The 8,839-nt window shown below is 55.4% G+C and carries 8 protein-coding genes; 3 read left to right on the top strand and 5 right to left on the bottom strand.

Annotated elements, in window-relative coordinates; genetic code table 11:
* Nucleotides 1-430: 430 nt before the first annotated feature.
* Entirely contained in the window at nucleotides 431-1,513 is a 1,083-nt protein-coding gene (locus H6F57_RS00715) for a class I fructose-bisphosphate aldolase (protein WP_190624660.1), read from the top strand.
* On the opposite strand, the gene H6F57_RS00710 is transcribed toward H6F57_RS00715, so the two are convergent.
* The 4 genes from H6F57_RS00710 to H6F57_RS00695 form a co-directional block, all read right to left on the bottom strand.
* On the bottom strand, nucleotides 1,474-2,463 hold the full coding sequence (locus H6F57_RS00710) for a methyltransferase domain-containing protein (protein ID WP_190624659.1): 990 nt from the start codon (nucleotides 2,461-2,463) through the stop codon (nucleotides 1,474-1,476). The two genes, H6F57_RS00715 and H6F57_RS00710, sit on opposite strands and share 40 nt — an antisense overlap.
* A 258-nt stretch (nucleotides 2,464-2,721) precedes the next feature.
* Nucleotides 2,722-4,341, bottom strand: coding sequence for a histidine kinase N-terminal 7TM domain-containing protein (locus H6F57_RS27850; protein WP_190624658.1), 1,620 nt, complete (start codon nucleotides 4,339-4,341; stop codon nucleotides 2,722-2,724).
* Nucleotides 4,342-5,027: 686 nt separating this feature from the next.
* On the bottom strand, nucleotides 5,028-5,459 hold the full coding sequence (locus H6F57_RS00700; RefSeq protein WP_190624657.1) for a thioesterase family protein: 432 nt from the start codon (nucleotides 5,457-5,459) through the stop codon (nucleotides 5,028-5,030).
* Nucleotides 5,460-5,505: 46 nt separating this feature from the next.
* Nucleotides 5,506-6,558, bottom strand: a complete 1,053-nt coding sequence (locus H6F57_RS00695; RefSeq protein WP_190624656.1) for a M23 family metallopeptidase — start codon at nucleotides 6,556-6,558, stop codon at nucleotides 5,506-5,508.
* On the opposite strand from H6F57_RS00695, the gene H6F57_RS27845 reads away from it, so the two are divergent.
* Complete coding sequence (locus H6F57_RS27845; protein WP_277873687.1) at nucleotides 6,557-6,688, top strand: hypothetical protein; 132 nt, start codon at nucleotides 6,557-6,559, stop codon at nucleotides 6,686-6,688. The genes H6F57_RS00695 and H6F57_RS27845 overlap by 2 nt on opposite strands.
* Before the next feature lie 298 nt (nucleotides 6,689-6,986).
* Here the strand turns inward: H6F57_RS27845 and H6F57_RS00690 are convergent, their stop codons facing one another.
* Entirely contained in the window at nucleotides 6,987-7,757 is a 771-nt protein-coding gene (locus H6F57_RS00690) for a biotin--[acetyl-CoA-carboxylase] ligase (RefSeq protein ID WP_190624655.1), read from the bottom strand.
* Nucleotides 7,758-8,046: 289 nt separating this feature from the next.
* Here H6F57_RS00690 and pgeF point away from each other — a divergent pair, with 289 nt between their 5' ends.
* Nucleotides 8,047-8,835, top strand: a complete 789-nt coding sequence (pgeF, locus tag H6F57_RS00685) for a peptidoglycan editing factor PgeF (protein ID WP_190624654.1) — start codon at nucleotides 8,047-8,049, stop codon at nucleotides 8,833-8,835.
* Nucleotides 8,836-8,839 lie beyond the last annotated feature (4 nt).

Genomic DNA, 8,839 nt, shown 5'->3' with positions numbered 1-8,839 from the left:
GGCGCTGTGGTCCCACTCTGACCCATCCCGAACTCAGTCGTGAAACGCAGCTGCGGCGAAGATAGTGAGGGGGTTGCCCCTTGTCAAAATAGCTCGATGCCAGGTCTCTACTTGAAAAGCCTCACTCCTTTACCAGAGTGAGGCTTTTTGTTGTGATAGCCCCGACCGGAGCCGCGAACTGGCGTATGGCCTTCGCCGATAGGCTGGCGATGACAACGTCCTATCCCCGGCACGGCTACAGTAGCTGTTGCCACGGTCTTGGAAAGTGAATGCTCGTTTGCTTGAGCAGATGTCTGTTAGCGTCCAGAGTGACGAAGGGGAGGGCAAAATTATATTCAGTGAATTTTGTGAACTAGGTTCACGTCTTTAAAACCTTGGGCTAACGTTTAGACAGCTCCATTGATATCACTGATGTACTCAAATTAATGCCATGGTAACTGCCCTGTCATCCACTAACACAATCGCCGACTGGCTCGGCCCCGAGGCTGAGTCGCTGCTCGGCTATGAAGCTAAGGTGCCGAAGTCTACGCTGCACTTACCAGGGTCGGATTGGGTTGATCGCATATTTACCCAAAGCGATCGCAATCCCCAAGTCCTCCGCAGCCTGCAACAGCTCTACAGCACAGGCCGCCTAGCAAATACCGGCTACCTCTCCATCCTGCCGGTGGATCAAGGGATTGAGCACTCGGCTGGGGCCTCCTTTGCGCCCAACCCTATGTACTTTGACCCGCAAAATATTGTGGAATTAGCGATCGCGGGGGGCTGCAACGCTGTCGCCACCACCCTTGGAGTCCTTGGTAGTGTGTCGCGCCGCTACGCTCACAAAATTCCCTTCATTCTCAAACTCAATCACAACGAGCTGCTCACGGCTCCTAACCGTTTTGACCAGGTGATGTTTGCCGATGTTGAGCAGGCCTGGAATTTGGGCGCTGTCGCTGTCGGGGCCACTATCTACTTCGGTTCCGATGAATCAACTCGACAGATTCAAGAAGTCAGCGCTGCCTTCCAGCGGGCCCACGAGCTGGGTATGGCCACCATTCTCTGGTGCTACCTGCGCAGCAGCTCTTTTAAGCAGGATAAAGACTACCACCTCGCCGCCGATTTGACCGGCCAGGCCAACCACCTAGGCGTCACCATTGAGGCCGACATTATCAAGCAAAAACTGCCAGAGATTAACAACGGCTACGGGGCCGTGGCCAAAGCCCTGGGGCAAACCTACGGCAAAACCATCAGCCGCGTTTACAGCGATCTCACCACCGACCATCCCATTGACCTCACCCGATACCAGGTGCTCAACTGCTACGCCGGGCGTATGGGGCTGATCAACTCCGGCGGCGGTTCCGGCGACAACGATTTTGCTGAAGCCGTTCGCACTGCCGTGATCAACAAGCGGGCCGGGGGGATGGGGCTGATTTCAGGCCGCAAAACTTTCCAGCGCGATTTCAAAGAAGGGGTAAAATTGTTTCACTTAATTCAGGACGTGTATCTGTCGGATGCAGTTACCATTGCCTGAGGTGGTGTAGAAGGGGTACCCCGCACTGCGCGGAACATGCCAAACCGGCACAGCCCAGAGCCAAAGGCCAGCCGCATTAACAGCAGGGTAGGTACTTCCCGCACCGACTTGACAATCCCTGCTGGCCCAAAGCGCACCATGCCCTGAGGCCGAATGACCCCCTGCCAAATGGAGTCGAGCCAGGAGGGCAGAGTCTCCTTGGACCAGTCGGCGGTGGTGACTTGCCCTGCCACCATCCCGGTGGCTTTGAGCTGTTCGGCAAAGCCTTCAATGCTGGCAAAAGCTGGGTGCGACCACTGATCTAACAGCTGGCGCATGACAGGTTTCTCCCAGACATTGAGGGGAATGGCGCGGTCATCTCGCTGGTTCCAGTCAGCGACCACTAGTACACCGCCGGGCTTTAGCACCCGCAGCAACTCGCGGGCAAACACTTCCTTGTCGGGCATGTGGGGGCCAGCTTCCACCGACCACACCACATCAAAGCTACCGTCGGGGAACGATAGCGCCATAGCGTCATCCACCTGGAACTGAGCGGGAACTCCTGGTGGGGTAAGCTGCTGGGCACGCCGCACCTGGTTGGGGCTAATGGTGACCCCGGTAACCACAAAACCATAGTCGCGAGCGAGGATGCGGCTGCTGCCCCCAATGCCGCAGCCTACATCTAATACCGTTGTACCCGTTGTCAACCGGTCTAGGCCGCCCCAGCACACCATTTCATGAACAAAATCGGCCTTAGCCGCGAGAAAATCTTTGCGGCGGGGCGGTGCCCCATAGTGGCCTAGGTGAATGTGCTCTCCCCAGTAGAACTCCAAAATGCCATCTTCGGTCCACTGATCGTAGGAGTTGGCTACGGAGTTAGAAGACTCGTAGCGGCGGGGAGTGAGCAAGTAAAATGCTGCGCCCCCGGTCAGAAGAGCCAGAAACAGGCCAAGACCAGTGATTACATTCATTGAAGCAAGAAGCCGCTGCGTTAAGGTTCGTATCGTAATTGTCTTTGTATTGTGACAAGATAGTGCCTTTGGAGCAATGGTGCGATCAAATCCTCCTGTGGTCCGTATCGCTAAAGCCGCTGTTTTAGCATGATGAGGCGGCTCGCTGCAGCCGCCATGAAACCATTGAACAATAGCCAGAATTGGTTTAAACCCGACCTGAGTCCAGAAGTGAACTTTCACCAATAGGCTAGATACAGCTCAAGATCTATATCTAGCCTATTGGTGAACCAGGTGATTGAAACAGATGACTTGGTTGCGCCCGCCTTTTTTGGCGTCGTAGAGAGCGAGATCAACTGCGTGGAGCAGCTCGTCATCCTGGGTACCGTGATCTGGAAATATAGCGACACCACCGGATACCGTGGTTTTTACCTCAGAATTTCTCCAGGACACCGCAGCTGCTTCAAAACTTTGACGAATAATCTCAGCCCATTGAAATCCTGCATCTAAAGTCATGCCTGGTAAAATTACTAAAAATTCTTCTCCACCTAATCGGCAAGGAACATCTCCAGCGCTTATTTGCTGAAAAAGAATTCGGCTGAACGTCTGAATGACCAGATCCCCAGTCCGATGCCCGAAAGTATCATTTACCCGCTTGAAGTGATCGATATCTAGCATGACAAAGGCAATTGGGTAATGCTCTATCCCTGCCTGCTCTAAGGCTTGGGGTAAGATCTCATTGAGATAATGACGGTTAAATAAGCCGGTTAACTGATCCTGTCTGGCCTGGGTCTCAAGCTTGGTCTGGAGAAACTCAATTTCCTGAAGTTGGCTTTGAAGGCGGTTGTTGGCTTGACGTAGCTCTACTTCCGCTTGATATCGCTGGGTAATATCATGGAAGACCAGCAGTCGCCCGTGGTTTCTGCCCTGGCCATCTTGTAAAGGCGAAATTTGAACGGTGACATAATAAGACTTTTTAGTACCCAGCCAAAGATCAAAGGGTATTTCAATTCCTCGGTCATAGTTGCGGAGGAGGTCTGGTAGGTCAGCTAAGACGCTGTGGAGCGATCGCCCCATGCAGGAACTCTTTAAGCCTGTGAGCGATCGCCCTTGGGGGTTAATATCCACGATGTGATGCTGCAAGTCAACGACCATGACGCCATCCTGCAGATGTTCGATTAACATTTCCCGGGCAACCGGGATGGCATCAAAAGCACCCATGCGAAAGAGTGCCCAAAAGGACAAGATTCCTGTACCCATAAACGACATTGGCGCTAAGTTGAGGCCGGCTGGGGCGAGATTGAGGGAGTAGAGGGCGCTGCCCAGGTAGGGAAACAACGCTCCCAGTAGTAGGAACAGCGATTGCCGTCGCCGTAGGGGGCTGCCCCTGAAGGTAGATTGAGCTAACAGCTGAATACTCCGCAGCCCATACAAATATAGACAAGCAAGAATCCAGAAGTAGCCAACCCCATGCTCGTAAATGGCAACATAGTTGGGGGGTAGACCTGGAGTAATGTCAACCCAGATCCAGTGATGCCAACTATTGGTAGCGACCAAAATGATATTGAGCAGTGGCCAAATACTGAGCCTCAGCAGGTGCCTAGGATTAAATTGCGATTGCTCGTAGACAAATGCTTCAGAAAATAGCAAAAAGAAGACAATAACTCCGCCAGTTCCAACGTATTCGAGCGTAGACCAAAATATTTTGTCAGATACTGCTGTAGACCCTGCTTCCATCGCCGCTACTGCTGTGTAAAATGTGGCGGCTACCATCATGAGAGAAAAATATCTACAGGCCAGGGTTGAGCCCCGCCGCTGCCATGCCATGTTGGCGACCAATATATTGATCACCGCCGCAAAGGCAAGCACCCCAAAATGGTGGTTAATGTGAAAGGACATAGAGGTTAACCGATGTCCTGGTCTGACAATAGATGCAAGAGACACACCCTGACGACGGTTATGGAGCGTTCCCTTTCTCAAAGATGCCCTTTCGGTTAGCCTGCCTTACAGCGCCTATAGGTAAAATCTCTGAGGACAATGAAGTGGAGATCGATCTAGCTTTCAAAAGCCTTTGCTTAAGCCCAAACTTGCCGTTGAGGGCATTTTATCGTCATTCAGGCTATTAAGGGCTAGCAGCCCCATGATCGATGTATCAGGCTGCTGGCATCATTACAAACAAAAACCCCCGGCAAAAGCCGGGGGAAACCCCATCAGGAGACGCCTATCTGACGTTTAAGCTAAATTTAAGCCGCCCTTTTAGCGCTTGTAATAAGCCTATCGAACTCAGCGGTAGATGAGGAGAGCGCCACCGCGAATTTACGGAAACAACACGACCGACTTTAAGAATTTCTTACAAAATCGGAATAGTTTTGCGGGAACCTACTGGCTCCACGCAAAATTCTGTGAGGGCTATTTGGACTGGCGATCGCCGCGTCACAACCTGAGTAGCCACGCAAGATTCTCATGGCTGCTGTTAAAGGGTTGGGGCTACGGCTCGGAGCGAGTGGTGAGAACGAGGACGGCGATCGCTACCAAAAACCCCACATACCCGCTTACAAACAGCCACTCCTGCCAGCTACCTTCCATTACTGACCATCTCCAAGCCCAATGGAGCGATCGCTCCATTGGGCTATCCACTGCTCCATCTCAGTGGGCAGCGAACTGAGACGACGACTAGCCACCTCAATGCAGACATGGCGGGTTACGGCCTGGGCCACTGCCGCATCCTCAAGCGTGAGCTGATATTGGATTTCAAAGCTGCTGTCGTCTAAACGGGTGGGGGTGAGGTTAATAGTGACGCGATCGCTGCACCGCAGCGGACGTCGGTAATCCATGCTGGTGTGGACAATAGGGTAGGCCAATGTTTCGGCTCGAAAAAATGCGGCCACATCTAGCCCCGCCGCCGTTAGAGATGCCTCATAGGCGGTATGGCACATTACTAATTCATTGGCGAAATAGACCACCCCGGCCCCGTCGGTTTCGTGAAACCGCACCTGATGCTCAAAGACGTAGCCCATAGCAGCTATCTCAACATCTCACCGTAACCCAGCCGGTAGTCCCAAGCTAGCTGGCATTGGGCTGGGCTGGGCGGAAGGGATACTCGGTGGGCAGACTCTCTTCGGTTTCTGCTGCCTTCGCGGCCCCTTGGCCCAGGGCCAGCATCGGGTTGTCAATGATCTCTAGTAAGTTGGCTACGCCGTACTCCAGCACCTCAACTGGGTCTACTGCGACCCACCCTTCGCCGGTCAACTGACGCAGCTCAAAGTGCAGGTGAGGACCAGTGGAAGTTCCAGTGCTGCCTACCAGGCCGATAACCTCGCCCTGTTCCACCCATTCCCCAGCCTCTACGGCGAGCTGGGACAGGTGGGCGTAGCGAGACTCAAGCTTGTCGTCGTCGTGGCGCATGATGACCGTCAGGCCATAGCCGCCCAAAAAGTCTGACACCGAGACGCGCCCAGCCCGAGTCGCCAGCACCGGCGTACCCATGGGAGCCGCCAGGTCAGTTCCTGAGTGGAAACGCCAGCTCTGGGCGACGGGGTGCATCCGCCAGCCAAACAGCGACGAAATCGACGCGGGCACCGATAGCGGAAATACGTATTCTTCAGTGCCGCGCCGCAGCACATTGAGGGGGCGCAGCTTTTCGTTGAGGGCTTCGCGGCTGACGATAGTGGTGCTACCCAGTCGCACTCCTTGGGAACTCACGGCAATGGGGCCAACCCGAATTTCACCCCGACCCTGGCTAGCGCTGGGAGCCCCAGCGCCCTGGGAAGCTGATGCTGAAGCGGTAGAGGCACCGCACGCCGCGCTGGGGCTGCTTTGCCCAGCGGCGACAGTAATTTGGCAGCCGCTAGAGCGTTCGGCAAAGACTACGTTGGGAGAGCCGCCGGGTCGAGCCGCTGGAGCCTGAGTGGCCCCTAGGCTGTAATCAGTGGGGTCAATAAAAACACTGTTGTAGCCCGCAGGCACCGATTCATCAGCGGCGATGGCTTCGGGAACTACGGTGGCAGGGGCTTCTGTCGGAACCGGCTCGGGGGTAATAGCGGCAGCGGGAACCTCAGTTGCTGCTGCTTCGCCCGGTGTGGAGGCGATTGCGGGCTTCAGCAAGCTCTCTGCCATGGTAGGAGCTGTAGGTGTGGCCGGAACAGTAACGGTGATAGCCGCTGGGGGCGGCGGGGGAACCGGAGAGAACATCGGCGAACTCGCTGAAGGGGGTGATGTCACAACGGCTGAGGTAGACGGGCGCTGAGGCGTAAACTCAGGCTGTGCTACGGAGGGTGAAGGCAAACTTAGCGTCGCTTGAGGGCTAGCTCTGTGAGCGTTGCCATTCGTCGGCACGAGATAGTCAGCTGAGGTTACAACTGGCACTTCTTGCTCAGACGAATCAGGGGTGTCGGTAGTTCCGGCGACGGCCAATCCGTTATGGGTTAGCCCCATGCCCCCAACCAGCAACGCTATCTGTAGCCAGGCTACTGAAGGATAAACTCCAGAGAGTTTATGCGCTTGAATAGGCTCTGCGTTATTTCTTTTCACCATATAATCAGCCGCTACGCATTGTAGCCCAAAGTTACTTTACCTGGTTCAATTTCCAGCGTCTTGACCGCTGGTGTGTCATTATGCGTGGGCTTGAGCCGCACCTGTAGGTTCCCCGATGGGGCCACGCCAATGACTTCTGCTGCCTGACCTTCTACTGTTAGGCCCTGGCCTAGATTGGCCAGGCGAGTTTGGTAGTCAAGTAGAAAGGCGTCGTCACCCTGGTTTTGCCAGTGAAGATAGCCCTGCATAAGGCCGTAGAGGGCGATCGCAGCCAGATCCTCCAAGGTATTCAAGGGGCCGGGGGGCAATTCCGGTTGAATTAGCGCTTGAATCGAGGTGCCAGTTTCGGGAACTGGGTTAAACCCATTTAGCCCCAGACCAATCACCACGGTTTGTACCCGAGCGCTTTCGAGTTGGGTTTCGGCCAGTATGCCACCCAGCTTTTTGCCCCCAGCCACCAAATCGTTAGGCCATTTGACCTGCACTGGCAGGCCCAGGTTGGCTAGACTGGTGGCCACACCCCAGGCGCTGGCCAGGGTGAGGTATGGGCTGCGGGAAGCGGGCAGATCGGGATTGAGCCCCAGTGACAGGTACAGTCCGCCGCGGGGAGACTGCCACTGCCGCCCCCACTGTCCCCGCCCGGCCCGCTGAGTGCCGGCCATCAGCACTGTGCCCGCCGGAGCGCCAGCGGCCATCATCGCTGCTAGCGCTCGGTTGGTGGAGTCAATGTGCTCGGCCCAGTGGAGATAAAAACGAGGGCGCAATGCCTGATAGTCGGGCATTATTCCCAAGTTTTTGGATGGCTGTAGGAGAGCCTGGCGAAGTCGATCTAGGTTCACCCGCTAATCATCCTAGAATTTTATATAGAAATTTAGGATAGGTCTTTGACTAATACTGATCACCCTACCACCTCAAAAAATCTACGGAGACAGTTGGGGGCACCGAAAAATAGAACTTGATAAAACGGCGCTACAGCTTAACGATTTCTCTATATAGCGGCTTCTACATTGCCGGATAGAGTTGCGATCGCTATGGCAGCGCACAGGCATTACAACCACCACAGGGGGCGACATGGCAAATTGGCATTGGCAGACCTGGCAAGGGCAAGTGTTTCTCACCTGTGATCTCCTGCAAGACTGGCCCCACGGCTTTTTTACCCGACAGTTTTGGCCCCAAACCCCAGAGGTGCTGACGGCAGCCCTCGACGCGACGGCAGCGGTGCAGCGGGTTAAACAGGTTCATGGTAACCGGGTGTTAGTCCCCGCTGACCTGCCGGGGCCCGATTTGGAGAAGATGGCTGAGGCCGATGGTCTGTTGAGCGATCGCCCTGGTCAAGCCCTCTGGGTTTGCTCAGCAGACTGTAGCCCGGTGCTGGTTGGCGATCGCGCCACCGGGCAGGTCTCAGCCATCCACGCGGGCTGGCGGGGTACGGCCCAGTCGATCGTAGCGGTGGCGGTGGATCAGATGCAAGCCCAGGGCAGTCGGTTGGAGGATTTGGTGGTGGCCATCGGCCCGGCGATCGCGGGGGAGATCTATCAGGTGTCTGTGGAGGTGGCCGCAGCGGTGGGGCGCACAATTACTCCCCAAACCTCTAGCAACGACGAAGCAGTGGTGGCAGAACTGCAACAGCGCGAAAATTCTCCTGTGCTTGGGGATGACGTCCCTAGCAAGGCGCGGCTGGATGTGCGGCTGGCGAATCGATGGCAGCTCGAACAACTGGGGCTGAGTCGGGAGCAGGTGGCGATCGCTCCCCACTGCACCTTTCAAGAGCCCGACCGTTTTTTCTCTTATCGTCGCACGGGGGAAAAGCAGGTGCAGTGGTCGGGTATTGTCAGTCAGGGGCCAGGGTCATTCCGTTAACCGC

Source organism: Leptolyngbya sp. FACHB-60 (genome assembly GCF_014695775.1).
Classification (GTDB): domain Bacteria; phylum Cyanobacteriota; class Cyanobacteriia; order Phormidesmidales; family Phormidesmidaceae; genus Nodosilinea.
This window is presented reverse-complemented; position numbering and strand designations above follow the sequence as displayed.

What these genes read in the sequence shown, in the direction of transcription:
- H6F57_RS00715 (WP_190624660.1), top strand. Translation starts at nt 431, where the DNA reads ATGGTAACTGCCCTGTCATCCACTAACACAATCGCCGACTGGCTCGGC.
- H6F57_RS27850 (WP_190624658.1), bottom strand. Translation starts at nt 4,341, where the DNA reads ATGTCCTTTCACATTAACCACCATTTTGGGGTGCTTGCCTTTGCGGCG.
- H6F57_RS27845 (WP_277873687.1), top strand. Translation starts at nt 6,557, where the DNA reads ATGGTAGGAGCTGTAGGTGTGGCCGGAACAGTAACGGTGATAGCCGCT.
- H6F57_RS00690 (WP_190624655.1), bottom strand. Translation starts at nt 7,757, where the DNA reads ATGCCCGACTATCAGGCATTGCGCCCTCGTTTTTATCTCCACTGGGCC.
- pgeF (WP_190624654.1), top strand. Translation starts at nt 8,047, where the DNA reads ATGGCAAATTGGCATTGGCAGACCTGGCAAGGGCAAGTGTTTCTCACC.
- H6F57_RS00710 (WP_190624659.1), bottom strand. Translation starts at nt 2,463, where the DNA reads ATGAATGTAATCACTGGTCTTGGCCTGTTTCTGGCTCTTCTGACCGGG.
- H6F57_RS00700 (WP_190624657.1), bottom strand. Translation starts at nt 5,459, where the DNA reads ATGGGCTACGTCTTTGAGCATCAGGTGCGGTTTCACGAAACCGACGGG.
- H6F57_RS00695 (WP_190624656.1), bottom strand. Translation starts at nt 6,558, where the DNA reads ATGGCAGAGAGCTTGCTGAAGCCCGCAATCGCCTCCACACCGGGCGAA.